The following is a 24,767-nucleotide window of genomic DNA, read 5'->3' as shown; positions in this document are numbered from 1 at the left end:
GATCACAGCAGCGGCCGCAGCGGGGCGAGCACGGCCTCGGTGAACTTGCGGTGCACGTCGCGGGCCTCCCACTCGCCGCTGGTCAGCTCGAGGCAGTTGGACTGGTCGACCTCGAAGATCTCCTCGAGCTCGCGGGCGAAGCCCTCGTCGATGATCTCGACGTTGATCTCGAAGTTGCCGGTCAGGCTGAGCCGGTCGATGTTGGCGGTGCCGACCGTCGCCCAGGTGCCGTCGACGGTGGCGGTCTTCGCGTGCACCATCGCGTCGCGGTAGCGCAGGATCCGCACGCCGGCGTCGAGCAGCTGCGTGAAGTGACCGCGCGAGATCCAGTCCGCCACGATGTGGTTGGACTTGAGCGGCAGCAGCAGGCGTACGTCGACCCCGCGCCGGGCCGCGGCCTTCACCGCGTCGATGAAGTCCTCGTCGGGCAGGAAGTAGGCCTGGGTCATCCACACGTTGCGGCTGGCCCGATTGATCGCCTCGATGTACATCGCGCGGATCGGGAACATCCACTGCCGCGGCACGTTGCGCTGCACCCGGACCCGCGGCTCCCAGGTGGACGCGGTCTCGAGCAGCAGCGGTCGCTCGGAGGTGCGCAGCCGGCGCCGCCGGTTGAGGTTCCAGAAGTCGGCGAAGGCCCGCTTGAGGTCCCACACCGCGGGCCCGGTGATCCGGACGTGGGTGTCGCGCCACTCCGACTCGTAGGCCGAGCCGATGTTGTAGCCGCCGACGAAGCCGACGTTGTCGTCGACCACCAGGATCTTGCGGTGGTCGCGGCCGTAGCGCCGCAGGTCGAAGAACCGCCAGCCGGCGGTGTAGACCGGGTAGCGCAGCACCTTCACGCTCGACGGGAAGCGCTGGAAGGCCGGCGAGACCACGAGGTTCGCGAAGCCGTCGTAGATGCAGTAGACGTCGACGCCCCGCTCGGCAGCCGCGATGAGCGCGCGCTTGAACCGCTCCCCCGTCGCGTCGCCCTTCCAGATGTAGGTCTCGAAGAGGATCTGGCGCTGGGCGCCCTCGATCGCGGCGAGCATGTCGTCGTACAGGTCACGACCGAAGGTGTACGTCGTCACGTCCCCGTCGCCCACCGCGACCGTGCGCGGCTCGGTGGTCGGGAACGGCTTGGGCCGCTTGCCGCGGCGCCGGTACGAGTCGACGAGCGACATCGCGATGGCGACGACGAACGGGATGCCGACCAGGGTCAGCAGGACGCGCCGGAGCACGGTCCTCAGGCCGGCCAGCGAGTCCCCGTCGTCGTGCGCCACGCGCGTCAATCTAGCGACCGTCCGATGCGAGCTACTGCGCGCCCTCTCCACTGTTGGTGCCGCTGAGCAGGTCCAGCCGGTCGACCAGCCACTCGCCCTTGACGAGCTTCATGGTCATGCTGACCCGCTGCTCCTCGATCTTGACGTCGGACTTCTTGTCGTCGGTGATCGCCTGGTCGACGAACGCCAGCACCTCGACCTGGGTGTCGTCCACGACCCGGCCGGCCGCGTCGACGACCTGGCCCTTCGCGGTGACCTTGCCATCGACGATCGCCTTCTGCAGGTCGCCGACGTTGGGCGCCAGCTTGTCCTTGAGCTCGGCGTTGGCGATCTTGTCGACCCAGGCGAAGTCGTGCTCGCCGTCCTTCCAGGAGTACGACGTGATCTCGACCAGGAGCTTCTTGGCGGCATCGAGCGCGGCCTTCTCCGCGTCGTTGCGTGCGGTGAGCTCGTCGACCTTGGCCAGGGCGTCCTTCAGGGCCTTGTCGTCACCGCCCGATCCGCAGCCGCCGGCCAGCAGGCCCACCGCGAGCAGCAGGGCGCACAGCAGGGCCAGCGGACCTCGGTTGCGCAGGTTTCGCTTCGTTCGCACCACGCGGGTCACCGTACCGGGCCGGGCGCGTGGGCCGCGCCACGCTGCAGCGTGGCGAAGGAGGCCGCGCAGCGCCCGTCCTTCTGCAGCGGCCGCCGCTCGGTCTTCTTCGGGTCGAGGCGGGTCGTGCCGTAGTCGCAGCGCGGGTCCATGTCGGGGATCAGCTCGATGCGCAGCTCGCCGTCGCGGACCTTGGACAGCAGCGACTGCAATCCCGGCGAGTAGTTCTGCAGCAGCGCGCGCAGGTGCGGCTCGTAGGAGCGGAACACGTCGGTGAAGCTGACGCCCGTCGACAGGAACCCGGGCAGCACCGCGTCGGCGTCCTTCACCAGCTTGAGCAGCTCGTTGACCTGGCCCGGTCCCCGCTTGAGGAGGTCACGCAGCTCCGGGTCGTAGTTGCGCAGGAATCTCGCGAACTGCTTGGCCGAGGTCGCCAGCTGACGCAGCGAGTCGGCGTTGTCGGTCGCGATGGACAGCACGTTGCCGGAGTTGCTGATGATCCGATCGGTCTCGGGCCACACCTCGTCGAGGGTCTGCAGGATCGCGGTGCCCTGGTCGAGGATCTGGCCGAGGTCGTCACCGGTTCCCTTGAGGCCGGTGCTGAGCTCGCTGAGCACGATCCGCAGCTTCTTGTCGTCGATCTGGCGCAGCACGTTGTTGACCGCGACGACCGTGGAGCTCAGGCTCTTCGGCAGGTCGGTCGACTCCGCGGGCACGACGTCGCCGGTGGCGAGGTACGGGCCCTTGACCTGCCTCGGCTGGAAGTCGAGGTACTGCTCGCCGACCGGTGAGAGGCTCCGCACCTTGGCCAGCGAGTCCTTCGGGATCTCGGTGCCGGTCGTGATCCGGATGGTGGCCTCGACGCCCTTCGCGGTCGGCACGATCGACTTGACCTTGCCCACCTTGATGCCGCGGTAGGTGACGACCGAGCCCTCGAACAGGCCGCCCGTCTGCGCGAGCTGGACCTTGACCTCGACCGGCCGCGACGTGAGCGGCTGGTCGAGGACGGCCCCGAAGATGTACGCGGTCGTCACGATGAGCACGACGATGATGCCCGCGAGGCTCAGGTAGAGCCTGTTGCCCAGCAGCTTCAGCATCTCAGGCCCCCCGTCCGAAGAGGCCACCGAGGAGGCCGTTGAGTCCGAGCGGGTCGGTGTTCGTGGTGCCCGTCCCGCCGCTCGTGCCGCCGGTGGCCGGCGTACCGCCGCTCTTGGCACCGGCCTTGGCGCCGGTCTTGCCACCGCCGAGCAGCGGCAGGTTCGGGATCAGCTTGTCGAGCCCGATCAGGCCGAGCAGGTCGGTCACGATCCCGTTGACGGTCCCGGTCAGCAGGCCGTTGACGTTGAGGTTGTCGACGTGCAGCTCGAGCGCGATGTTGAGGTAGTCGGTCCCGATCACGGCATCGGCCGAGCCGGACGCCTTGATCACGGCCTGCAGCGACTTCTCGAAGGTGCCGTTGTTGGCCGCGAACTCGGCCAGCACCGGCTCGAGCTCGCTGAGCATGGTGAGCAGCTGCTGACGGGTCTTGGTGACCGTGTCGTTGGCCGCACCACTGAACTTCTCGACCTCGGCCAGCAGCTCGGTGAACGCCGGGGTCTTCTCCCGCAGCACCTTCGCCGCCGGACGGATGTCCTTGAGCGCCCGGTTGATGGTCTTCTTGCGCCCGTTGAGCGTGGTCGAGAGCGAGTTCATCGAGGTGAGCACACTGTCGATGGCCTGGGTGGTCGAGTTGGCCTGGGTGAGGAACACCGAGGCCTTGTCGAGCAGCGCCCGGTAGTCGGCCTCGTTGCCGTTGAGCGCGGTGTTGAGCTCCTCGGTCACGGTCTGCAGCTGGTCGAGGCCACCACCGTTGATGAGCAGCGAGGCCTGGGCCAGTGCGTCCTCGACGGACGGCGCCGTCGTGGTGCTCTCCCGCGACAGCACCGCCTTGTCGGCCAGCACGGTGCCGTCGGCCGGGTTGGTCACGTCGACGAAGAGCTCGCCGAGCGGCGTGGTGTACCGCAGTCGCGCCTGGGCACCCTTGCGGACCTCCGCGTCCTTCTTCACCGTGAGCGTGGCGCGGGCGGTGAAGTCGTCGGCCTCGATCGACTTGACCTTGCCCATGTCGACGCCGTTGACCTTGACCGGCGCACCGACGGCGAGGTTGAGCGCGTCGTCGAACTGGGCCTGGATCTCGATGGTGTCGCCGGAGACCCCCGTCCCGGGGATCGGCAGGTCACGCATGGTGGTGCCGCACGCGGACAGCAGGCCCAGGCCCAGCGCCAGCAGCGCGACCAGGGCACTCCGTACGGCGGTCGTGCGCGCCGTCGTCCTCATCGCAGTCATCGTTCCCCTCACGCTCCCGGCTGCGTGCCGTTGATGACGTTGCACAGCGGGCCCAGCAGGCCCTTGCACAGCTGCTGCAGGATGCCGCCCAGCGGGTCGAGGATGAGCGGGTCGATCCGGACCGGGAGCCGGTCGCCCTGGATGAGCTGCAGGTTCTGCAGCGCCAGCGGCATGACCCGCAGGATCTCGGCGAGCTGGTCCTGCTTGCTCAGCAGCGTCGTCATCAGCTTGGTCGAGCCGTCCAGGCTGTCGACGATCGACTGGCGGTTGTCGACGGCGAACTTCGCGACCGTGGTGACCGCCTCGTCCAGCGAGCGCAGCGCCTGCTGGAAGTTGCCGCGCTCGTCGGCGAGCAGCTGGGACGCCTGCGACACCTGCTGGATGAAGGTGCGCGCCGTGTCCTCGTTGCCCGAGATCGTGGTGAGCAGGACGTCGAGCGACTTCAGCGTGGCCGCGATGTCCTCACGGTGGGCGGCGATGCCGTCGACGCCGTTGGCGAGCGAGTGGATGGTCTGGTTGAGCAGCGGGCCGCGGCCCTGCAGGGCCGTGGTGCCGGCATCGATGAACCGCTGGACGGCCTCGGTGGTCTCGGCGTTGCCGCCGATGCCCGTGGCGAAGTCGTTGAGGGACTCCAGCACCTGGTCGAAGTCGACCGGGGTCTGCGTCTTGTCGAGCGCGATCGTCGCGTTGTCGGCGAGCTTCTCGTCGCCCTTGTGGAAGACGGGCGTGAGCTCGACGTAGCGGTCGGTGGCGACCGAGCGGGCCACGACGACGGCGCCTGCGTCGGCAGGCACCGGCTGGTCGGCGTCGACCTCCATCGTGACGAGCACCTTGTCGCCGTCCGGCTTGATCGAGGTGACCTTGCCGACGGTGACGCCGAGGACACCCACGTCGTTGCCCACGAACAGTCCGGCGGAGTCGGCGAAGTACGCCTTGACCGTGATCTTGTCCGATCCGCCGACGACGCCGCACCCGGTGGTGAGCAGGACCGCGAGGGCGGCGACGGCAGCCCCGGCGGCACGCACGGCGCGCCTGGTCTCGAGTGCCCGGGTCATCGCTGGCACGTCCCTTCCAGCTTGCAGGTGGTGTCGTCGGCCGGGATCGCCGGCGCCTTGACGTACAGCGGGAGGTAGGGGCCGCTGCCGGTCGCGTTGGCGACGTACCGGACCGCCGGCGCCATGTTCTCCAAGAGCTTGGTCAGCTGCTTGTCCTGGCCGTTGAGGGTGTCGAGCACGGCCTTGACGTCCTTGAGCGCCGGCTTGAGCTTGCCGTTGGTCGACTTCACGATCGCGGTCAGCGCCTTGGACAGCTCGGTGGTCTCCACGAGCAGCCGGTGGATCGCCTCACGCCGGGCGGTGATCTCGCCGACGACCAGGTTGGTCTGCTTCATCAGCCCGACGATGTCCTGGCTGCTGGCCGAGAGCTGGTCGGTCACCTTGCGGGTCGACGCGAGCAGGTCACCGACCTGGTCGGAGCGCTTCGAGACGACCTCGGAGAGGCGGGCCACGCCCTCGAGCGCCGGCCCGATCTCGTCCTGGCTGGCACCGAGGGTGCCGGCCATCGCGGTGAGCGCCTTGGCGAGCAGCTCGGGGTCGAGCTCGTCGAGGGCGTCGGTGCCCTTCTCGATCACGTCCTGCAGGTTGTAGGGCACCGAGGTCCGTTCGAGCGGGATCTGGTTGCCCGCCAGGCCGCCGGTGCCGTTGGGGTCGACCTCGAGGTAGTGGGTGCCGAGCAGGGTCGCCACCTTGACCGTCGCGGTGGACCGGTCGCCCAGCGAGATGTCCGAGTCGAGGGCGAAGGTCACCTGGACGTGGTCGTCCTGGATCTCGATGCCGGTGACCTTGCCGGAGATGACGCCGTGCACCTGGACGTCCTCGCCCTTGCGGAGGCCGGCGGTGTGCTCGAGCAGCGCGGTGTACCTCTTCGTGCCGAAGGTGCTGACACTGAGGAAGATGACCAGGCCGGCCACCAGGCCGAGGACGACCAGGGTGACGATGCCGACTCGCAGCGGGTTGCGCTCGTTCATGGGCTTCATCGGCACGCCGCCGACCAGGGGCCGTTGTTGCCGACCGGGTTGATGCCCGCGCTGTTCGCCGTCAGCGCCACGGAGAGCGAGCAGACGTAGACGTTGAGCGCGTTCTCGTACGACGTCGCCCGGCCGAGCGACTCGAAGACGGTCGTGAACGCAGGGATCGCTTGCACCAGGCTTCCTCGGGACCTCTCGAACATGTCCGCCACCGTCACCAGGCGGTCGGTCGTCTTGGTCAGCGGCACCTTGACCTCCTTGAGCAGCGAGCTGGTCGCGCCGACGAGCCGGCTGACGCCGTCGATCGAGGCACCGATGGACTTGCGGTCCTCGGCCAGCCCGGTCATCAGCTTGCGCAGCTCGACGACCGTCTTGGAGAGCTCGTCGCCCTGTCCGGCGATGTTGTCGAGCACGGGCTTGAGGTTGGTCATCACCTCGCCGATCACGGTGTCGCGGTCGGCGAGGAAGTTGCTGAGCTGGCCGGTCTGGGCGAGCAGCTGCTCGACCGTGCCGCCCTCACCCTGGAGCACCTTGACCAGGGACGTCGCGAGCTTGTTGACGTCGCCGGGCTGGAGCACCTTGAACAGCGGCCGGAAGCCGTTGAGCAGCCCGGTCAGGTCGAAGCCCGGGTCGGTGCGCGCGATCGGCACCGTGGCGCCGTCCTTGAGCGTGGCACCGCGCTGGGCCCCCTGGATCAGCGAGATGTACCGCTGGCCGAGGAGGTTCTGGTAGCGCATGACCAGCTTGGTCGTGTCGAGCAGCGGCTGCTCCTCGACCAGCTCGACCTTGATCTCGGCACCGTCGGCGGTGGCCTTGATGTGCTTGACCTGGCCGACCCGGACACCGGCCGCCTTGACGTCGTCACCGACGCGCAGGCCACTGACGTCGGCGAACTCCGCCGTGAACGTGTGGGTGCCGCCGGGCACGCCGTTCTGCATGGTGTTGACCAGCAGGAGCAGCATCAGCCCGCTCACCACCGCGAACGCGGTGAACTTGATCGCGATCGAGCGCAGCCCGGTCATCGGCCGTCCCCCCACAGTCGACCGACGCCCGCGGGGTCGGTGCTGCCCGTGCGGTACGCCGGCTGCTGGCCGCTGGTGTAGTACGGAGGCGGCGACAGGCGCAGCGTGCCGTCGGTCCTCACGAAGCCACCGCGGACCGCCTGGGGCAGGTTGGTACCGAGCACGATGTTGACGGCGAGCGCGTCGGTGATGCCGGCCTTGCGGTTGTCGTAGACCGCGTCGAGGAGCACCGCCGAGCCGTTGATGAAGTCCACCAGGTTCTTCTCGTTCTTGTTCAGGAAGGCACCCGACGTCTTCGCCAGGTTGGTGCCGCCGCTGATGAGCGCGGTGATCGCGGCCTCCTGGGTGACGATCGTGTGCAGCGTGACCAGCACGTCGTCGGTCGCGTCGAGCAGGTCAGGCGCGATCTGGTTGACGAGCTGGGTCGTGGACGCGAGCGCCTGGAGGTCGGAACGGACCTGCGGCATCCGCGGGTTGATCCGGTCGAGGTAGTCGTTGAGCGTGCGGACGGTCTGCCCGATCTGGCCACCACGGCCGTCGAGCGCCTCTGCGGCCGAGCCGATGGCCGAGGCGAGCTCGGCGGGGCCGAGCGCCTTGACGAGGCGGTCGATGTCGTCGAGGGCCTGCTGCAGCTCCAGGGTCTCCTGGGTGCTGTCGGCCTGGACCTTGGCGCCGGCCCGGAGCTCACCGGACGGCTTGCCGTGGACCACGAGGTCGACGAACGTCGTACCGAACACCGTGGCGGGAAGGATCCGCGCCACGACGTTGCCGGGGACGACGTCCATGTCCTTCTTCGACATCTCCATGTCGACGGTGACGCCGCCGGACGCGGCGCGGCTGATCTGGGTGACCTTGCCGACGATGACGCCGTTCATCTTGACGTCGGAGCCGGCGCGCAGCGCGCCGCCGGCGTTGGCGACCTCGGCACTGACGTGCGGCTTGGATCCGAACGTGCCGTTGCTGCGCAGGGTGATGAAGGCACCGATGACGGCGATCGCGACGATCGCGATCAGGCCGCGTCGGGCCAGGTGGTTGCGGGAGATCTCTCGTGCCATGTCGTCACCTCACCCGGAGATCCGGAAGCCCGGGTCGCCGCCCCAGAACACCAGGGTGAGGACCATGTCGAGGAGGACGATCGAGACGATGCTGGCCCGGATGCCGGTACCGGTCGCCTCTCCGACCGCCTGCGGACCGCCGCCGACCCGCATGCCGTACCAGCAGTGGATCAGCGCCACGGTCAGCGCGAAGATCAGGATCTTCACGATCGAGAAGACGATGTCCCTGCCCTGGATGAACGTCGAGAAGTAGTGGTCGTACTGACCGGGTGACTGCCCGAACAGGATCACGACCGAGGCCTGCGAGGCGATGTAGCTGCCGATCAGGCCGATCAGGTAGAGCGGCAGGATGGCGACCATGCAGGCGATGACCCGGGTGGTGCAGACGTAGCGCACGGCGCTGACCGCCATCACCTCGAGGGCGTCGATCTCCTCGTGGATCTTCATCGAGCCGATCTGGGCGGTGAACCGGCAGCCGACCTGGGCGCCGAGCGCCAGGGCGGCGATGAGCGGCGCCAGCTCACGGGTGTTGACGCTCGCGGAGATGAAGCCGGTCAACGGCGCCAGGCCGACGATCTCGAGGCCGTTGAAGCCCTCGATGCCGATCGACGTACCGGCCGCGACGGAGAGCAGGATCATCACGCCGACCGTGCCGCCACCGACGAGGAGGGCACCGCTGCCCCAGGCGATGTCCTTGATCTGGCGCAGCACCTCCTTGGGGTAGAGGGCGATCGTCGCGGGGATCTCGCGGAAGACCTTGCCGGAGAAGCTCACGAACGAGCCGAGCAGCGCGAGCGTGCTCATCACCGAGTCGGCAGCGCCGACGAGCGCGTCGGAGAACCGGGCTCCGACGCCGCGACCGAGCTGGACCCCGGACATCAGGCACCTCCGGGGAAGAGCATCACGTACGCCTGGGTCAGGCCGACGTTGATCACCGCGAGCATGATCACGCTGAGCACGACGGCCTGGTTGACGGCGTCGGCCACGGCCTTCGGGCCGCCGTGGGCGCTGAGTCCCTTGTGGGCGCACACGATGATCGCGACGAACCCGAACAGCAGGCCCTTGAACTCCGCGAGGATCAGGTCGCCCGGCTGGGCGAGCCCGACGAACGAGTCGAGGTAGGTGCCCGAGGAGATCTGGCCGCCGCCGACGACGATCACGAACGCCGTCGTCATGGCGGTCATCGCGACGATGATCGTCAGCAGGACCGAGACCAGCAGGGCAGCGAGGATGCGGGGTGCGACCAGGCGCTGGATGGGCGAGATGCCCATGACCTTGAGGGCGTCGATCTCCTCGCGCACGGTGCGGGCACCGAGGTCGGCACACACCGCCGAGCCGACCGCGCCCGCGATCATCAGCGAGGTCACGAGCGGCGCACCCTGCCGGAGCACGCCGATGCCGTTGACCGCACCGATGAACGACTGCGCGCCGATCTGGTTGGCCGCCGCACCGATCTGCACGGAGGTGATCACGCCGAACGGGATCGCCACCAGGATCGTGGGCAGCAGCGACACCCGGGTCATGAACCAGCACTGCAGCAGGAACTCGGACCACGAGAACCTGCGCGCGACGATGTCGGAGAACCCCCACTGGATGGACTCCACAGCGAGCTTGACCAGCTCCCCCGTGGTGACCACCCCGGCCCTGAACCGACCGGTCATGTTGTCGAGGATGGAACGTCCCCCGGCGACCACGGCGCTCATCCGGGCAACCGCCTCTCGTGCATAAACACCCCTGCCTGTCTCACCGGTGGAACCGGTCGCAGACAGCCCCCCGTGACTGCCTGTTGCTCGGTGTAACACTTATCACGCAAATTGGTCACGGCTCCTGAGGTGATCACGTGGCGCCATTCGTGGACCACGGCGGGGACGGTGCAGCCCGGCGGCCGCCACGAGGAACGGGACCCGACCCCGATGGCCCTGCCAGGGGCGGAGGTACCGGGCCAGCTCGGCGTCGTCGAACAGCTGTCCCTCCAACGCCCAACCCACGTCCTTGGCGACGTGGTAGTCGCCGTACGAGACCGCATCGGGGTCGCCGAGCGCACGCTGGCGGACCTCGGCGGCGGTCCACACCCCGATGCCGGGCAGCGCCCGCAGCCGCGCCTCGGCCTGCTCCCCCGGCAGGCCGGCGGCCCGCTCCAGGGCTTCGGCGTGCCGGGCGGCGGTCACCACCGCTCGGCTGCGGGCGGGGTCGATGTGCAGGCGCAGCCACTCCCAGGACGGGACCTGGCGCAGCGCCGCGGCGTCGGGCTGGACCATCAGCCCGAGCGCGGAGCCAGGTCCGGGCGCGAGGGTGCCGTGGCGTCGTACGAGAGCGCGGAAGCCGGCGAAGGCCTCCTGGCCGGTGACCTTCTGCTCGATGATCGCGGGCACCAGCGCCTCCATGACCAGTCCGGTGCGGCCCAGCCGGAGGTGCGGGTGGTGGCGCCGGGCCTCCTCGAGCACCGGGTGGCGCGGCTCGAAGCCGGCCCAGTCGTCGAGGTCGCCGAGCAGCGCGGGGAGCTGGGCGATCGCCCAGGCGGCGCCCGGCCCCCAGGCCTGCGCGGTGATCGCCCCGGTCGCGTCCTGCTCGGTGACGGCGAGGGTCGCCACGCCGTCCGGCGTACGGGAGGCCCGCCAGTGCCGACCTGCGAGCGCCAGCCGGTGGGTCGGGTCACCGCCGCCGTGGCGCTGCTGGCGCAGCAACGCGCCGACCGGAACGGGACGACCCGGGAGCCACACGCGCTCCGCGTCCGGGGCGACCGGTTCGTCCGGGGAGGTCACGGGAGCACTGTAGGGCTCGGGCAGGTCGCTGCGCTCCGGGTCGCAAGAGACTAGGCTCTGTCATGCAACAACGAATATCTTTCGTTCGTCACCGACATTCTTCCCCAGGCTCCGGAGGGCAGTTGAGCATCGACACGACCCGCAGTCGCCGGGCCCGCCTCGACCAGGAGGCGGTCCTCCAGGCGGCGGAGGCGCTCGTCGACCGTGACGGGTACGACGCCCTCACGATGACGTCGCTCGCCGCCGAGCTCGAGGCCCGGGTCTCCTCGCTCTACAACCACGTCGCGAACCTCGAGGACCTGCGCGCGCTGATCCAGGTGCGCGCGATGCGGCTGCTCGGCGACCACGTCCGGGGCGCCGCGATGGGGCATGCCGGCGTCGCCGGCCTGCGCGCTCTCAGCCACGCGCTGCGAACCTTCGCCCGCACCCACCCGCAGCGGTACGCCGCCCTCACCCGGCCCCCGATCGACCGCGAGGAGTTCTACGCCGCCGCGCTCGACGCGATCGAGGCGCTCGCGATCATGGGCCGCTCCGCCGGCCTCCCCGACGAGCGGCTGCTGCAGAACGCGATGGCGCTGTTCGCCTGCCTCCATGGCTTCGTGTCCCTCGAGGTCGCCGGCTACTTCGGCGACCTGTCCGGCACCAACGCCGACCTCGACCTCGACGACGTGTACGAGCACGTCATCGACGGGGCCGTCACCGCCGCCTCCCTGGACGCCACGCGCTAAGCCTCGATCCGTGGACGGCCCGCCTACTACGCGACACCAGAGCGGCACGCTGGCCGCGTTGCGGACGCTCGATGGGCGGACAAGCACGACTTCGCGCCCGCGCCTTGCCATCGCACCCCTCTGGCGTCGCTCGCTACGGCGCCCGTCCACGGATCGAGGCTGATCCCATGCTGCTCCGCGACCTCGCCGACGTCTCCCGCCAGGTCGCCGCGACGCGCTCGCGCAAGGAGAAGACGCGGCTGATCAGCGCGCTGCTGGCGTCTGCGGCCGCCGAGGAGCGGTCGTTGGTCGCGCACTACCTGAGCGGGCGGCTCCGGCAGCGTCGTACCGGACTCGGGTGGCGGGGTCTCCAGTCCCTGCCCTCCCCCGCGCTCGAGTCGTCGCTGGAGGTGGGCGAGGTGGACGCCGCCTTCGAGGCGATGTCGCTGCTCGCCGGCCCGGGCTCCGTCGGGCTGCGCGCCGCCGCCGTGGCGGACCTGTTCGGCCGCGCCACCGCCGTCGAGCAGGAGTGGCTGCGCGCCGTCGCCGTCGGCGAGGTCCGCCAGGGCGCTCTGGAGGCGGTCGTCACCGAGGCCCTCGCTGCTGCCGCGGACGTGCCGCTCGCCGCGGTGCGGCGGGCGGCGATGCTGGCGGGCGGGTCGACGTACGTCGTCGATGCGGCGTTCCTCGGCGCTGCTGCCCTCGCCGACGTCGGGCTGACCGTCGGCCGCCCGGTGCTCCCGATGCTCGCCTCCTCCGCCCCCGACGTGGCCGCGGCCATCGCCAAGGCCGGCTCCGGCGTCGCCGGCGTGGAGGTCGGCGTCGACGCGAAGCTCGACGGCATCCGGATCCAGGTGCACCGCAACGGCGACGACGTCGTGGTCGCCACCCGCAGCCTCGACGACATCACCCACCGCCTGCCCGAGGTGGTCGCCATCGTCCGCGCCCTGCCCGCCTCGCAGGTCGTGCTGGACGGCGAGGCACTGTGGCTCGCCGCCGACGGCCGCCCGCGGCCCTTCCAGGAGACGGCCTCCCGCACGTCGTCCTCGACGGTCCCCGCCGCGTCGGTCGTGACGCCGTACTTCTTCGACGTGCTGCACCTCGACGGCACCGACCTCATCGACCGCCCCGCCCACGAGCGCTGGCAGGTCCTCGAGGACCTCGTCCCCGCCGCGCACCGGGTCCAACGCTGGATCGGCTCCGACGTCGCCTCGGCAGCGGTCTTCACCGACTCGGTGCTGGCCTCGGGACACGAGGGCGTCGTCGTGAAGTCCCTCGACGCGCCGTACGACGCCGGCCGCCGCGGCTCCGCCTGGGTCAAGGTGAAGCCGGTCCACACCCTCGACCTGGTCGTCCTCGCCGTCGAGCACGGCTCCGGCCGCCGCCGCGGCTGGCTCTCCAACATCCACCTCGGCGCCCGCGACCCGTCCTCGCCCTCTGGCTTCGTGATGCTCGGCAAGACGTTCAAGGGGATGACCGACGAGATGCTGGCCTGGCAGACCTCCCGGTTCCGCGAGCTGGAGGTCGAGGACGACGGCTGGGTGGTCACCGTCCGGCCGGAGCAGGTCGTCGAGATCGCCTTCGACGGGTTGCAGCGCTCGACGCGGTACCCGGGTGGGCTGGCGCTGCGGTTCGCGCGGGTCGTGCGGTACCGGGACGACAAGTCCGCCGACGAGGCGGACACGATCGAGACAGTGCGGGCACTCGCGACTCCCTGAACACCGCGCCATCTCCAGCTGGCGGAGATGTTGCAACACCGAGTTGCACGTCTCGTACACTTCTCCCATGGCGACCAACGCACCAGCCACCGACGGCCGTCGCAAGGCGGCGGCCGCGCGTCGGAAGGCGCGGCAGGCGGAGATCATCGCGGCGACCCGACAGATCTTCGACTCCCGCGGCGTCCGCGAGGTCCAGATCGAGGAGATCGCGAGCGCGGTCGGGATCAACCGGGCGATCGTCTACCGGCACTTCACCGGCAAGGAGGAGCTGTTCGCGCTCACCCTGGTCGGCTACCTCGAGGAGCTGCACGACGTGATGGCGGCGGCCGCGGCGAGCGGGAGCGCGCCGGGCGAGCAGCTGGAGCGGATCGTGGGGGCGTTCGTCGACTACGGCGTCGCGCACCCGGCGTTCGTCGACTGCGCGCAGGCGCTGATGGTGCGGCCCGGCGACGAGCTGCTCGACGAGATCGCGGAGGGGCCGCTGTTCAAGCTCGGGCGCGGGATCACGTCCTGCCTGACCGTCCTGTCCGACACCCTCAGCCACGGCGTCGAGGAGGGCGCGTTCAACCTGAGCGACGACCCGGTGCTCCTCGCCAACGCGCTGTACGCCAGCGGCCTCGGCGCCCTGCAGCTGGCCCGGCTCGGCATCCTCGTCAGTGAGGTCGCGCCGGGCATCCCGACCGTCGGGCAGATCTCGGCGGCGCAGGTGCGCTCCTACATGGTCCGCTCGGCCGTCGCGCTCGTCACCGCCTGACCCCAGCGGTACGACGAACGGCCCGCCCTCCCCAGGGGGAGAACGGGCCGTGTCGACGAGCGAAGGTCGTCAGCGCTCCATGATCGCGACGACGCCCTGGCCGCCGGCCGCGCAGACCGAGATCAGCGCACGCCCGCCGCCGTTGGCCTTGAGCAGCTTGGCCGTGTTGGCCACGATCCGGCCGCCGGTGGCGGAGAACGGGTGACCCGCGGCGAGCGAGGAGCCCTTGACGTTGAGCTTGCTGCGGTCGATCGAGCCCAGCGGCGCGTCGAGGCCGAGGCGCTCCTTGCAGAACACCGGGCTCTCCCACGCAGCGAGGGTCGAGAGCACCTGCGAGGCGAAGGCCTCGTGGATCTCGTAGAAGTCGAAGTCCTGCAGGCTCAGGCCGTTGCGCTCGAGCATCCGCGGCACGGCGTACGCCGGCGCCATCAGCAGGCCCTCGGCACCGTTGACGAAGTCGACGGCGGCGACCTCGGAGTCGACGAAGTACGCGAGCACCTCCAGGCCGTGGGCCTCGGCCCACTCGTCCGAGCCGAGCAGGACGGCGGAGGCGCCGTCGGTCAGCGGGGTCGAGTTGGCGGCGGTCATCGTGGCGGCCTCGCCCTTGCCGAAGACCGGCTTGAGCTTGGCGAGCTTCTCCAGCGAGGAGTCGGCGCGCAGGTTGTTGTCGCGCTCCAGGCCGCGGAACGGCGAGATGAGGTCGTCCTGCCAGCCCTCGTCGTACGACGCCGCGAGGTTGTGGTGGGAGGTGACGGCCAGCTCGTCCTGGGCCTCGCGGGCGATCTGCCACTCGAGGGCGGTCAGCGCCTGGTGCTCGCCCATGGAGAGCTTGGTGCGCGGCTCGCCGTTGGACGGGACCGCGAGGCCGATGTCGCCGGGGCGGATGGTCGCGAGGATCGCGAGGCGGTCCTTGGTGGAGCGCGCGTTGTTGAGCTGGATCAGCTTCTTGCGCAGCTTCTCGGAGATCGCGATGGGAGCGTCGGAGGTGGTGTCGACGCCACCGCCGATGCCGGAGTCGATCTGGCCGAGCTTGATCTTGTTGGCGATGTAGTTGATCGCCTGGAGGCCGGTGCCGCAGGCCTGCTGCAGGTCGATGGCCGGGGTCTCGGGGGCGAGGCGGGTGCTGAGCACCGACTCGCGGACCAGGTTGAAGTCGCGGCTGTGCTTGAGGACGGCGCCACCGGCGACCTCACCCAGACGTTCACCCTCCAGCCCGAAGCGCGCCACGAGGCCGTCGAGAGCAGCGGTCAGCATCTCCTGGTTGGAGGCGGTGGCGTAGGCGCCGTTGGAGCGGGCGAACGGAATACGGTTACCGCCCAGTACGGCGGCCCGGCGAACAGTCTCGGTCATGGATCAATCCTCACGCAGCGGGGCCCTCCGGAGAACCGATTGAGGGCGAGATCACGAAATGTGGACTCAGAGTTACACATCTAGTTACATGGTGTCATGACTGACAAGTACCAGGGCTTCGTGAGCTCCCCGATCGGCAAGCTCCTCGTCAAGAACCTCGGACTGCCGAACCCCACCAAGCTGGACCGCTACAAGGCCGGCGACCCGCTGGTCAGCGGCACCGTCCTCGTGGGCGGCCGCGGCCGCCTCATCGAGTCCCTGCCCGGCCTGCTCGACGTGCTCGGCATCGCCTCCGCGAGCGCGCAGGCCGAGGGCGAGAAGTACAAGGGCCTGGTCTTCGACGCCACCGGCATCACCACGGTCGAGCAGCTCGTCGAGCTGCAGGCGTTCTTCACCCCGGTCATGCGCAGCCTCAAGAGCTGCGCCCGCGTCGTCGTCATCGGTACGCCGCCCGCGCTGGTCGAGGGCAGCGAGGAGATCGCGCAGCGCGCCCTCGAGGGCTTCACCCGCAGCCTCGGCAAGGAGATCGGCAAGGGCGGCACCGTCCAGCTGGTCTACGTGGCCGACGGCTACGAGGACTCGGTCCTGTCCACCCTCGGCTTCCTGCTCAGCCCGAAGTCGGCGTACGTCTCGGGTCAGGTCGTCCGGATCGGCGCCCACGACGAGACCCACGGCTCGGCCCTTGCCGACTGGACCCAGCCGCTCGCCGGCAAGGTCGCCTTCGTGACCGGCGCCAGCCGCGGCATCGGCGAGGAGATCGCCCGGGTGCTGCACCGCGACGGCGCCAAGGTCGTCGGCCTCGACGTCCCGCAGGCCGCCGACGAGCTGGTCAAGGTCATGAACGAGCTCGACGGCGACTGGCTCACCCTCGACATCACCGCGGCCGACGCGCCCCAGCGGATCGCGCACCACCTCAAGGAGAAGCACGGCGGCGTCGACATCGTCGTGCACAACGCGGGCGTGACGATGGACAAGAAGCTCGCCAACCAGACGCCGGAGCGCTTCGGCAAGGTGCTGCAGATCAACCTGGAGGCGCCCGAGCGGATCACCGCCGAGCTGCTCGACCAGAAGGTCGTCAACGCCAACGGCCGGATCATCGGCGTCGCCTCGATCGCGGGCATCGCCGGCAACCTGGGCCAGACCAGCTACGCCGCCTCGAAGGCCGGCGTGATCGGCTTCGTCGACTCCCTGGCCGAGAAGCTCGAGGACGGCGTCACGATCAACGCCGTCGCGCCGGGCTTCATCATCACCCAGATGACCGCCGCCGTGCCGTTCGCGACCCGGGAGGTCGGCCAGCGCCTGAACGCGATGTCGCAGGGCGGGCTGCCGGTCGACGTCGCCGAGACCATCGCCTGGTACGCCTCCCCCGCCTCGACCGCCGTCAACGGCAACGTCGTGCGGGTCTGCGGCCAGATGATGCTGGGTGCCTGAGATGGCCCTCCCCGTGATGCTGAAGGCCGCGCTGCCCGCGGTCCCCGGCGTGAACCAGCTGCCGGGCATCAAGAAGACCGGCGGCGCGCTGCCGGACCTCACCCTGTCGCGCAACGACGTGGTGGTGGAGCGCTCGGCCGTGGAGCGGTACGCCGCCGTGTGCGGCTTCCCGAACCGCGACGTCGCGCCGGTGCCGTACCTGCACATGCTGGCGTTCCCGCTGCACATGCAGCTGATGACCGACGCGAAGTTCCCGTTCCCGGCCATCGGCTCGGTGCACCTGGAGAACACGATCGTGCAGCACCGTCCGGTCGCGATCGGCGAGACCGTGTCGCTCTCGCTGAAGGCCGACAACCTGCGGGCCAGCACCAAGGGCCGCGCCTGGGACATGAACGTCACCGGCACCGTGGGTGACGAGGTCGTGTGGGAGTCGGTGTCGACCTACCTGCGGGTCGGCAAGGGCGACAAGGAGAAGGGCGACCCCGGGATGGCGCTGAACGCCATCACGGCCAAGGGCCCGGTGTGGAGCATCCCGGAGAACATCGGCCGGACGTACGGCGCCGTGTCGGGCGACCGGAACCCGATCCACCTCTACCCGCTGACCGCGAAGGCGCTGGGCTTCCCGCGTCACATCGCGCACGGCATGTGGAGCAAGGCCCGCTGCATCGCGGCGCTGCAGAACCGGCTCCCCGACCAGGTGAAGGTCGAGGTCGCGTTCAAGAAGCCGATCTTCCTGCCCGGCAAGGCGCAGTTCGGCGCCGAGGCCAACGCGGCGGGCTACGACTTCACGCTGGTCAACCCGAAGAACGGTGCGCCCCACCTGCTGGGGCGCACCACCGCCCTGTAGCCCGTCAGTGGTGCGGGCGCGGCGTCACCTGCCGCGCCTGCTCCTCGGGCATCGGCTCGTAGTGCGCGAAGGTGCGGGTGAAGGTGCCCGCACCTCGCGTCGAGGCCCGCAGGTCGACGGCGTAGCGGACCAGCTCGCGCTGCGGGACGTGCGCCCGCACCAGGGTCCGGCCGCCGTCGACGTTCTCGTTGCCGAGCAACCGGGCCCGACGTGCGCTCAGGTCGCTCATCACCGGGCCGACCAGGTCGTCGGGCACCAGGACCGTGACGTCGTCGTACGGCTCCAGCATGGAGACGCCGGACGCCTCGGCCGCCTCCCGCAGCGCCAGCGCCCCGGCGCTCTGGAAGGCCATGTCGGACGAGTCCACGCTGTGCGCCTTGCCGTCGGTCAGCGTGACCCGGAGGTCGACGACCGGGTAGCCGTGGCGCAGGCCGCGCTCCATCTGGGCGCGTACGCCCTTCTCGACGCTGGGGATGTAGTTGCGCGGCACCGCGCCACCCACGACCTTGTCGACGAACTCGAAGCCGCTGCCCTCGGGGAGCGGCTCGATCTCGATGTCGCAGATGGCGTACTGGCCGTGCCCGCCGGACTGCTTGACGTGCCGGCCGTGCCCCTTCGCCGGTCCGGTGACGCACTCGCGCAGCGGGACCAGCAGCTCACGCTGCTCGACGGTGACGCCGTGGCGATCGGCCAGACGTTCCAGTACGACGTCCGCGTGGGACTCCCCCATCACCCAGAGCACCAGCTGGCCCGTGTCGGAGCTGTTCACGACCCGCAGGCTCGGGTCCTCGGCGGCCAGTCGACCGAGCGCGTGGGACAGCTTGTCCTCGTCGGAGCGGGTGGCTGCCTCGATCGCGACCGGCAGCAGCGGGTCGGGCATCGACCAGGGTCGCAGCACCAGCGGCTTGACGACGGCGGAGAGGGTGTCGCCGGTCTCGGCGCGGGACAACCGGGCGACGGTGGCGAGGTCGCCTGCCAGGACCCGCGCGGCCGGTACCTGCGCGGCGCCGAACGGGTGCCCGACCGCACCGATCCGCTCGTCCTCGTCGTGGTCCTCGTGGCCGGCGTCCGCGGCGAAGAACGAGGAGAAGTGGCCGGACACGTGCACCGCGGTGTCCGGTTCGAGGGTGCCGGAGAAGACGCGGACCAGGCTGATCCGGCCGACGTACGGGTCGGCGGCGGTCTTCACCACCTCGGCGACCAGCGGCCCGGTGGGATCGCAGGACACCCGGCCGACGGACGCGCCGGCAGGGGTGAACACCTCGGGCGAGGTGTGCTCCAGCGGTGACGGGAAGCCGTCCACGCACAGGTCGAGCAGCTCGCCGAGCCCGACCCCGGTGGCGGCGCAGGCCGGGACCACCGGGTGGAAGCTGGCCCGGGCGACCGCGGTCTCCAGGTCGGCGACCAGGACGTCGAGGCCGATCTCATCACCGCCGACGTAGCGGTCCATCAGGTCCTCGTCCTCGGACTCCTCGATGATCGCCTCGATCAGCTCGCCGTGCCGCGGGTCGTCAACGCCGCCGGTCAGCAGCCCGGTCAGGCCGTCGGCGCCGGCGAGGTAGACCGGCAGCACCTTGCCGCCGAACGCCTCGCGGGCCTGCGCGACGACCGCGTCGACGTCGGCGCGCGGGTGGTCGAGCTTGGTGACCACGACCGCGCGGGGCATCGCGACCTGGTCGCACTCGCGCCACAGGGTCCGGGTGCCCTCGTCGACCTCCTCGTTGGCCGCGATGACGAACAGCGCGCAGTCGGCGGCACGCAGCCCGGCGCGGAGGTCACCGACGAAGTCGGCGTACCCGGGGGTGTCGACGAGGTTCACCTTCACGCGCCGGTGCACCAGCGGCGCGACCGCCAGCGAGATGGAGCGGCCGTGGCTGCGCTCCGCGTCCTCGGTGTCGCACACCGTCGTGCCGTCGGCCGTGCTGCCCGCCCGGTTGATCGCCCCGGTGTGCAGGAGAAGGGCCTCCACGAGGGAGGTCTTGCCCGAGTGGGAAGGCCCGACCAGGACCACGTTGCGTACCTGGTCGGGCCCGGTTACCGCGAGGTCGTGCTCGCCCCGCCTCTCTGCGCGCTTGTCCGCCATGGGTTCACGTAACTCCTGTGCGGCGACGGGCACAAGGGCCGTGAGGCAGAGAGCGAATGGATTTCGACGCGCCGACGCGGCTTCGTCCCTCAGTCGCGTCACTTGCTCAATCTGCGGACGCCCACGCAGCCCGCTCGTTCCTCGCGGGCTACTGCGTCCTTGGCCGGATCAGGCCTTCCTGGGCGACCGTGGCGACGAGGGTGCCGTCCTGGGTGAAGATCCGGCCCAGGGCGAGGCCGCGGCCGCCGCTGGCCGACGGGGACCACTGGTCGTAGAGCCACCACTCGTCGGCCCGGAACGGCCGGTGGAACCAGATCGTGTGGTCGAGGGAGGCCATCTGAACCTTGTGCGGCCCGTGCTCCGGGTGCGCGGCGAGGGTTGCGCCGAGCAGCGAGACGTCGCTGGCGTAGGTGAACGTCGCGAGGTGCTCCATCGGGTCGTCGCTGAGCCGGCCGTCGACCCGGATCCAGACCTGGGTCTTCGACGGGTGCATCGGGTCCGGCTCCATGCCGTGGGCGGAGTTGCCGAGCCAGCGCACGTCGAGCGCGGCCCACTCCTTGCTCAGACCGTCGTCGGTGCCGCGCTCGGCCATCAGCGCCATCAGGTCCAGGCCGTCCTCGGGCGGCTTGACCTCGGGCATGACGTCCTGGTGCTCGAGGCCGTCCTCGGCACGCTGGAAGTTGAGCGACTGGTAGTAGATCGGGCGGCCGTGCTGACGCGCGAGCACCCGCCGGGTGGCAAAGGACTTGCCGTCGCGGATCCGCTCGACGTCGTAGATGATCGGGATGTTGTAGTCGCCGGGCAGCAGGAAGTACGAGTGCAGCGAGTGCACGTGCATGCCCTCGTCGACCGTCCGGGACGCGGCGATCAGGGCCTGCGCGGCCACCTGGCCGCCGTACACCCGCTGGCGGATCGTCTCCGGCTGCTGGCCGCGGAAGAGGTCCGTGTCGAGCTGCTCGAGGTCGAGCAGGGCGACCAGCTTCTGCGTGGCCTCGCCCATCACCCGCTCGCTCGCCTGGTCGGTCATGACGCGCCTCCGTTGTCCTCGGGCCCCTCGAGGCCGGCCAGGAACTGCTCGAACTGCCGGCCGATCTCCTCGCCGGTCGGCAGCGGCTCGTCCTCGGCCAGCAGGCTGCTGCCCTCCTCCTCGGCGCGCGCGAAGGTGTCGTACTGCTGCTCCAGCGCGGTGACGACGTCCTGGACCTCGTCGTTGGCCGACAGGTAGCGACCGATCTCCTCCTCGCGCTCGTCGGCGGACTCCCGCAGCTCGGAGAGGTCGACGGTGATCCGGGCGGCCAGCTCGACCTGCTCCAGCAGGGACACCGAGGCGCGCGGGTAGTCGAGCTGGGCGAGGTAGTGCGGCACGTGGGCGACGAAGCCCTGCGCGTCGTGGTCCCAGTCGCCGAGCCGGACCTCGAGCAGCGCCTGGGCGCTGCTCGGCACTCGCAGCTCGCCGCGCCACGGGCTGGTGCCGGTGAGCAGGTCAGGGTTGTTGGCGTGGTGGGTGATCGCGATCGGCCGGGTGTGCGGCACCGCCATCGGCACCGAGCCCATCGAGACGACCAGCGCGACGTCGAAGCGCTCGACGACCTCGCGCACGCCGCGGCAGAACGCCTCCCAGCGGATGTCGGGCTCCGGTCCCTGCAGCAGGAGGTACGGCGTACCGCCGGCGTCGCGCAGCATCCGCACCACCAGTCGCGGGGCCTCGTAGCCCTCGTAGTGGTCGCGCGCGAAGGTCATCGGGGGCCGGCGGGCGCGGTAGTCGTGGAGCTGGTCGACGTCGAAGGTCGCGACCACGACGCCGCCGCCGTCGGTCGAGAACGCACCGGCGCGGACCAGGTGGCGCGCGGCGAGCGCACCGGCGTTGCCGGCGTCGAGGAAGCCCTCGAGCGCCACCACGAGCGCGAGGTTCTCGACGCCCTCCAGCTCGGGCACCTCGTCGACGATGTGGACGAGACGGGGCGATGAGGTCACACGGAGAGCCTATTCGGTCGCCCGCGGCTGCTGCAGGCGGCTGTGGCTGCGGCCGTAGGCGACGTAGACGACGAACCCGATCACCATCCACACGCCGAACCGGATCCAGGTGTCGCCGGTCAGGTTGAGCATCAGGTAGAAGCACATCAGCGTCGACACGGCGGCCACGACCGGGGCGGCCGGCGTACGGAAGCCGCGGGGCAGGTCGGGGCGGCTGCGGCGCAGCACCACGACGCCGATGCTGACCAGCATGAACGCGAACAGGGTGCCGATGTTGACCAGGTGGGCCAGCGTGCTGAGGTCGACGAAGCCGGCCATCGCGGCGACGGCGATGCCGGTCACGATCGTGATCCGGTACGGCGTCCCCCAGGTCGGGTGCACCTTGGCGAGCCCGCGCGGGAGCAGTCCGTCACGCGCCATCGCGAAGCCGACCCGGGACTGGCCGAGCATCAGGATCATGGCCACGACGACCAGGCCGATGCAGGCGCCGATCGAGATCAGGTTGGGCATCCAGTCGACGCCGGAGGCCTTGAACGCGTCGGCGAGCGGCGCCGCGCTGTTCGGATCGATGTCCTTGTAGCTGCGCAGGCCGGTGACCACGAGGCTGACCGCGGCGTACAGGACGGTGACGATCGCCAGCGAGGCGAGAATGCCGATGGGGACGTCGCGCTGCGGGTTCTTCGTCTCCTCGGCGGTGGTGGCGACGATGTCGAAGCCGATGAAGGCGAAGAACACGATGGCGGCGCCGGAGATGACGCCGGCGAGTCCGAAGACCGCGGGCTCGAGGCCGAGCAGGCTGGTGATCAGCGGGACGTCGGCGAAGCCGCCGCTCGATGCGGGCGCGGGCTGGGCGTCGGGGATGAACGGGGTCCAGTTGCTCACGTCGATGTGGGCGATGCCGACCACGATCACGGCGGCGACCACGACCAGCTTGAGCGCGACGACGACCTGGTTGAAGCGGCTGGAGAACTTCGTGCCGCGGATCAGCAGGAAGGTGACGAGCAGGGCGATCACCACAGCCGGCAGGTCGATCACGCCCGTGGCGGCGGAGCTGATCTGCGAGGGCACCGTGACGTCGACGATGCTCAGCACCTCCTGGAGGTACGCCGAGAAGCCGGTCGACAGCGCCGCGGCACCGACGGTGAACTCCAGGACCAGGTCCCAGCCGATGATCCACGCGACGAGCTCGCCGAGCGTGGCGTAGCTGAACGTGTACGCGCTGCCGGCGACCGGCACGGTCGAGGCGAGCTCGGCGTAGCAGAGCGCGGCGAGACCGCAAGCGACGGCGGCGATCACGAAGCTCAGCGCGAGGGCCGGGCCGGCGTTGCTGGCGGCCACGGTGCCGGTGAGCACGAAGATGCCGGCGCCGATGATGACGCCGACGCCGAAGACGGTGAGGTCCAGCGCCGAGAGGTCCTTGCGCAACCGGTGGCCCGGCTCGTCAGTGTCGGCGATCGACTGCTCGACGGACTTGGTGCGGAAGAGGCTCATCAGCTCTCCTGTCCCGAGTAGGTGCGTTGCATCAGTCCTACACCCCGTTGGGCCAGCTGCGCGGGAGTGACACCGAGGACCTCGGGCAGGACCTGTGCCTGGTCCGCGCCGTCGGCGAGCCGGTCGAGCAGCAGGAACAGCACCGGCCGGCCGTAGACGCTGGCGACGTACTCGCAGACCCACCAGGACACGGCGTACCAGGCCTCGGCGTCGGGGCCGCCGAACTGGGCCGCGCCCGGGAGGTCGGTGACGGTCGCGGCGAGGTCGAGCGCGCGGGCCGGGAGCCGGCGGCGGCTCGGCGCCATCGGCTGGACCGACACGTACTCGGCGACGCCCTCGCTCAGCCACAGCGGCGCGCCGCGGCCGCGGGAGCCGAGCGTGGCGTGGGTGAGCTCGTGGCGGACCAGCCGCCCGAGCACGCCGAGCGGCTGGTCCAGGACGCGCGGGTTGACGAGGACGCGGTACGACGCGACGCCCTGGCTCGCGTCCATGCCGTCGACCGGCACGGCGATCGTGAGCCCGTCGGCGCGGTCGGGGTCGCCCACCGTCTGGTCGGCGAGGCCGCGCAGGAACGCCGGGTCGCGCAGAGAGTAGACGACCACGCCCGTCGGCGTGGCCGCGCTGGTGGAGCCGATCACGCTGCGCACGTCGGAGCGCCCGCTGCTGGCCGCGTCGAGGACCTTGCCGGCGTTGCGCACGGTCGTGTCGTCGAAGATGCCGAGGACGCCGACGGCGTGCTCGACCCGGATCGGGCCGACGTCCCAGGGCTGGACGTTGCCCGGGTGCGCGGTCTCCCAGGAGTAGTCGGTGGTCGAGGTGATGAGGAACCGGCGGCCGTCGGGTGAGGGTGTGAACAGGAACCGGTCGCGGGTGCGGGTCGGCGCGGCGTCGTACCCGTCGAGGCCGAGGCTGAGCACCACCTCGACCCAGTAGTCCTCGCTCCCCTCGACCGGTGTGATCGTGTCGGCGGCGACCTCGTAGTGGAGCTCGCCGACGGGCAGCTGGGCCAGGTTGTCGAAGTAGGTCTGCTGCTCCTCGACCAGCCCGGCATCCCCACGGTCGAGCGCCTTGCGGAACCGGGCGACGTCGTGGGTGCGCAGCCCGCGCGCCCGCTTGTCGAGGGCCTTCTGCATCAGGGTCGCGACGTCGTCGTACCCGCTGCCCGTGTAGGTCGGCGGGGGCGGGTCGTCGGAGCAGGCGGTGAGCGGCAGCAGGAGCAGGGCGAGGGCCGGGAGGGCTACCCTAGCGGTCACCACCGAAGGTGCCTCGGGCGTCCCGCGCCCCGAGCACGCACCTCGCGGCGTTGCAGACGCTTGCGAGACAACCCGGTATGGCTTCGCGCCTGCGCCTTGCGATGCACGCACT

The 24,767-nt window shown here is 70.4% G+C and carries 22 protein-coding genes; 5 read left to right on the top strand and 17 right to left on the bottom strand.

Annotated features, from left to right (window positions below; genetic code table 11):
• Positions 1-2: 2 nt before the first annotated feature.
• The 11 genes from ACZYRU_RS11205 to ACZYRU_RS11155 all read right to left on the bottom strand — a co-directional run bounded on the left by ACZYRU_RS11205 (position 3) and on the right by ACZYRU_RS11155 (position 11,047).
• Positions 3-1,265, bottom strand: a complete 1,263-nt coding sequence (locus tag ACZYRU_RS11205) for a phospholipase D-like domain-containing protein (RefSeq protein WP_488957161.1) — start codon at positions 1,263-1,265, stop codon at positions 3-5.
• A 31-nt stretch (positions 1,266-1,296) separates the two neighbouring features.
• Positions 1,297-1,860 (bottom strand): hypothetical protein, encoded by a 564-nt coding sequence (locus ACZYRU_RS11200; RefSeq protein ID WP_488957160.1) that lies wholly within the window; start codon positions 1,858-1,860, stop codon positions 1,297-1,299.
• 5 nt (positions 1,861-1,865) lie between these two features.
• Positions 1,866-2,954 carry an MlaD family protein gene (locus ACZYRU_RS11195; RefSeq protein WP_488957159.1) on the bottom strand — a complete coding sequence of 363 codons (1,089 nt, stop codon included), beginning with the start codon at positions 2,952-2,954 and terminating at the stop codon, positions 1,866-1,868.
• A gap of 1 nt (position 2,955) precedes the next feature.
• Positions 2,956-4,173, bottom strand: a complete 1,218-nt coding sequence (locus ACZYRU_RS11190) for an MCE family protein (RefSeq protein WP_488957158.1) — start codon at positions 4,171-4,173, stop codon at positions 2,956-2,958.
• Between the two features lie 17 nt (positions 4,174-4,190).
• Entirely contained in the window at positions 4,191-5,237 is a 1,047-nt protein-coding gene (locus ACZYRU_RS11185) for an MCE family protein (protein WP_488957157.1), read from the bottom strand.
• Positions 5,234-6,208: an MCE family protein gene (locus tag ACZYRU_RS11180; RefSeq protein WP_488957156.1), complete on the bottom strand. Its 975-nt coding sequence runs from the start codon at positions 6,206-6,208 to the stop codon at positions 5,234-5,236. Before ACZYRU_RS11180 ends, ACZYRU_RS11185 begins: the two co-directional genes overlap by 4 nt.
• 5 nt (positions 6,209-6,213) lie before the next feature.
• The gene (locus tag ACZYRU_RS11175) at positions 6,214-7,230 is read right to left on the bottom strand and encodes an MCE family protein (RefSeq protein ID WP_488957155.1); all 1,017 of its coding nucleotides are present in this window, start codon (positions 7,228-7,230) and stop codon (positions 6,214-6,216) included.
• Complete coding sequence (locus tag ACZYRU_RS11170; RefSeq protein WP_488957154.1) at positions 7,227-8,285, bottom strand: MCE family protein; 1,059 nt, start codon at positions 8,283-8,285, stop codon at positions 7,227-7,229. Before ACZYRU_RS11170 ends, ACZYRU_RS11175 begins: the two co-directional genes overlap by 4 nt.
• A gap of 9 nt (positions 8,286-8,294) precedes the next feature.
• Complete coding sequence (locus ACZYRU_RS11165) at positions 8,295-9,164, bottom strand: MlaE family ABC transporter permease (RefSeq protein WP_488957153.1); 870 nt, start codon at positions 9,162-9,164, stop codon at positions 8,295-8,297.
• A complete protein-coding gene (locus tag ACZYRU_RS11160; RefSeq protein WP_488957152.1) occupies positions 9,164-9,988 on the bottom strand; it encodes an MlaE family ABC transporter permease in 825 nt (274 codons plus the stop codon). The genes ACZYRU_RS11165 and ACZYRU_RS11160 overlap by 1 nt, the downstream gene beginning before the upstream one ends.
• A 102-nt stretch (positions 9,989-10,090) precedes the next feature.
• Positions 10,091-11,047 carry a DNA-3-methyladenine glycosylase family protein gene (locus ACZYRU_RS11155; RefSeq protein ID WP_488957151.1) on the bottom strand — a complete coding sequence of 319 codons (957 nt, stop codon included), beginning with the start codon at positions 11,045-11,047 and terminating at the stop codon, positions 10,091-10,093.
• Positions 11,048-11,169: 122 nt separating this feature from the next.
• On the opposite strand from ACZYRU_RS11155, the gene ACZYRU_RS11150 reads away from it, so the two are divergent.
• The 3 genes from ACZYRU_RS11150 to ACZYRU_RS11140 all read left to right on the top strand — a co-directional run bounded on the left by ACZYRU_RS11150 (position 11,170) and on the right by ACZYRU_RS11140 (position 14,226).
• Positions 11,170-11,775, top strand: coding sequence for a TetR/AcrR family transcriptional regulator (locus tag ACZYRU_RS11150; protein ID WP_488957150.1), 606 nt, complete (start codon positions 11,170-11,172; stop codon positions 11,773-11,775).
• A 167-nt stretch (positions 11,776-11,942) separates the two neighbouring features.
• Positions 11,943-13,472 carry an ATP-dependent DNA ligase gene (locus tag ACZYRU_RS11145; protein ID WP_488957149.1) on the top strand — a complete coding sequence of 510 codons (1,530 nt, stop codon included), beginning with the start codon at positions 11,943-11,945 and terminating at the stop codon, positions 13,470-13,472.
• 67 nt (positions 13,473-13,539) lie between these two features.
• Positions 13,540-14,226 (top strand): TetR/AcrR family transcriptional regulator, encoded by a 687-nt coding sequence (locus ACZYRU_RS11140; protein ID WP_488957148.1) that lies wholly within the window; start codon positions 13,540-13,542, stop codon positions 14,224-14,226.
• Between the two features lie 69 nt (positions 14,227-14,295).
• On the opposite strand, the gene ACZYRU_RS11135 is transcribed toward ACZYRU_RS11140, so the two are convergent.
• A complete protein-coding gene (locus tag ACZYRU_RS11135) occupies positions 14,296-15,576 on the bottom strand; it encodes an acetyl-CoA C-acetyltransferase (RefSeq protein WP_488957147.1) in 1,281 nt (426 codons plus the stop codon).
• 96 nt (positions 15,577-15,672) lie between these two features.
• Between ACZYRU_RS11135 and ACZYRU_RS11130 the strand changes: the two genes are divergently transcribed.
• Together ACZYRU_RS11130 and ACZYRU_RS11125 are read left to right on the top strand one after the other, a co-directional pair.
• Entirely contained in the window at positions 15,673-17,007 is a 1,335-nt protein-coding gene (locus tag ACZYRU_RS11130; protein WP_488957146.1) for a 3-oxoacyl-ACP reductase, read from the top strand.
• A 1-nt stretch (position 17,008) separates the two neighbouring features.
• Entirely contained in the window at positions 17,009-17,854 is an 846-nt protein-coding gene (locus tag ACZYRU_RS11125; protein ID WP_488957200.1) for a MaoC family dehydratase, read from the top strand.
• Between the two features lie 4 nt (positions 17,855-17,858).
• Here the strand turns inward: ACZYRU_RS11125 and ACZYRU_RS11120 are convergent, their stop codons facing one another.
• The 5 genes from ACZYRU_RS11120 to ACZYRU_RS11100 form a co-directional block, all read right to left on the bottom strand.
• Positions 17,859-19,937, bottom strand: coding sequence for an elongation factor G-like protein EF-G2 (locus ACZYRU_RS11120; protein ID WP_488957145.1), 2,079 nt, complete (start codon positions 19,935-19,937; stop codon positions 17,859-17,861).
• A gap of 148 nt (positions 19,938-20,085) precedes the next feature.
• Complete coding sequence (locus ACZYRU_RS11115; RefSeq protein WP_488957144.1) at positions 20,086-20,964, bottom strand: acyl-CoA thioesterase; 879 nt, start codon at positions 20,962-20,964, stop codon at positions 20,086-20,088.
• Complete coding sequence (locus tag ACZYRU_RS11110) at positions 20,961-21,911, bottom strand: proteasome assembly chaperone family protein (RefSeq protein ID WP_488957143.1); 951 nt, start codon at positions 21,909-21,911, stop codon at positions 20,961-20,963. Before ACZYRU_RS11110 ends, ACZYRU_RS11115 begins: the two co-directional genes overlap by 4 nt.
• Before the next feature lie 9 nt (positions 21,912-21,920).
• A complete protein-coding gene (locus ACZYRU_RS11105; RefSeq protein WP_488957142.1) occupies positions 21,921-23,402 on the bottom strand; it encodes an amino acid permease in 1,482 nt (493 codons plus the stop codon).
• Positions 23,402-24,655, bottom strand: coding sequence for a gluzincin family metallopeptidase (locus ACZYRU_RS11100; protein ID WP_488957141.1), 1,254 nt, complete (start codon positions 24,653-24,655; stop codon positions 23,402-23,404). Before ACZYRU_RS11100 ends, ACZYRU_RS11105 begins: the two co-directional genes overlap by 1 nt.
• Positions 24,656-24,767 lie beyond the last annotated feature (112 nt).

The organism is Nocardioides sp. F233 (assembly GCF_057813895.1).
Note: the sequence above shows the minus strand (reverse complement) of the source record. Positions and strands in the feature narration are given on the sequence as shown.

Excerpts from the sequence above, each read along its gene's own strand:
- ACZYRU_RS11135 (WP_488957147.1), bottom strand. The coding sequence starts at position 15,576 with ATGACCGAGACTGTTCGCCGGGCCGCCGTACTGGGCGGTAACCGTATT.
- ACZYRU_RS11190 (WP_488957158.1), bottom strand. The coding sequence starts at position 4,173 with ATGAGGACGACGGCGCGCACGACCGCCGTACGGAGTGCCCTGGTCGCG.
- ACZYRU_RS11185 (WP_488957157.1), bottom strand. The coding sequence starts at position 5,237 with ATGACCCGGGCACTCGAGACCAGGCGCGCCGTGCGTGCCGCCGGGGCT.
- ACZYRU_RS11120 (WP_488957145.1), bottom strand. The coding sequence starts at position 19,937 with ATGGCGGACAAGCGCGCAGAGAGGCGGGGCGAGCACGACCTCGCGGTA.
- ACZYRU_RS11195 (WP_488957159.1), bottom strand. The coding sequence starts at position 2,954 with ATGCTGAAGCTGCTGGGCAACAGGCTCTACCTGAGCCTCGCGGGCATC.
- ACZYRU_RS11180 (WP_488957156.1), bottom strand. The coding sequence starts at position 6,208 with ATGAACGAGCGCAACCCGCTGCGAGTCGGCATCGTCACCCTGGTCGTC.
- ACZYRU_RS11175 (WP_488957155.1), bottom strand. The coding sequence starts at position 7,230 with ATGACCGGGCTGCGCTCGATCGCGATCAAGTTCACCGCGTTCGCGGTG.
- ACZYRU_RS11105 (WP_488957142.1), bottom strand. The coding sequence starts at position 23,402 with ATGAGCCTCTTCCGCACCAAGTCCGTCGAGCAGTCGATCGCCGACACT.
- ACZYRU_RS11115 (WP_488957144.1), bottom strand. The coding sequence starts at position 20,964 with ATGACCGACCAGGCGAGCGAGCGGGTGATGGGCGAGGCCACGCAGAAG.
- ACZYRU_RS11170 (WP_488957154.1), bottom strand. The coding sequence starts at position 8,285 with ATGGCACGAGAGATCTCCCGCAACCACCTGGCCCGACGCGGCCTGATC.
- ACZYRU_RS11165 (WP_488957153.1), bottom strand. The coding sequence starts at position 9,164 with ATGTCCGGGGTCCAGCTCGGTCGCGGCGTCGGAGCCCGGTTCTCCGAC.
- ACZYRU_RS11140 (WP_488957148.1), top strand. The coding sequence starts at position 13,540 with ATGGCGACCAACGCACCAGCCACCGACGGCCGTCGCAAGGCGGCGGCC.
- ACZYRU_RS11125 (WP_488957200.1), top strand. The coding sequence starts at position 17,009 with ATGGCCCTCCCCGTGATGCTGAAGGCCGCGCTGCCCGCGGTCCCCGGC.
- ACZYRU_RS11130 (WP_488957146.1), top strand. The coding sequence starts at position 15,673 with ATGACTGACAAGTACCAGGGCTTCGTGAGCTCCCCGATCGGCAAGCTC.
- ACZYRU_RS11145 (WP_488957149.1), top strand. The coding sequence starts at position 11,943 with ATGCTGCTCCGCGACCTCGCCGACGTCTCCCGCCAGGTCGCCGCGACG.
- ACZYRU_RS11160 (WP_488957152.1), bottom strand. The coding sequence starts at position 9,988 with ATGAGCGCCGTGGTCGCCGGGGGACGTTCCATCCTCGACAACATGACC.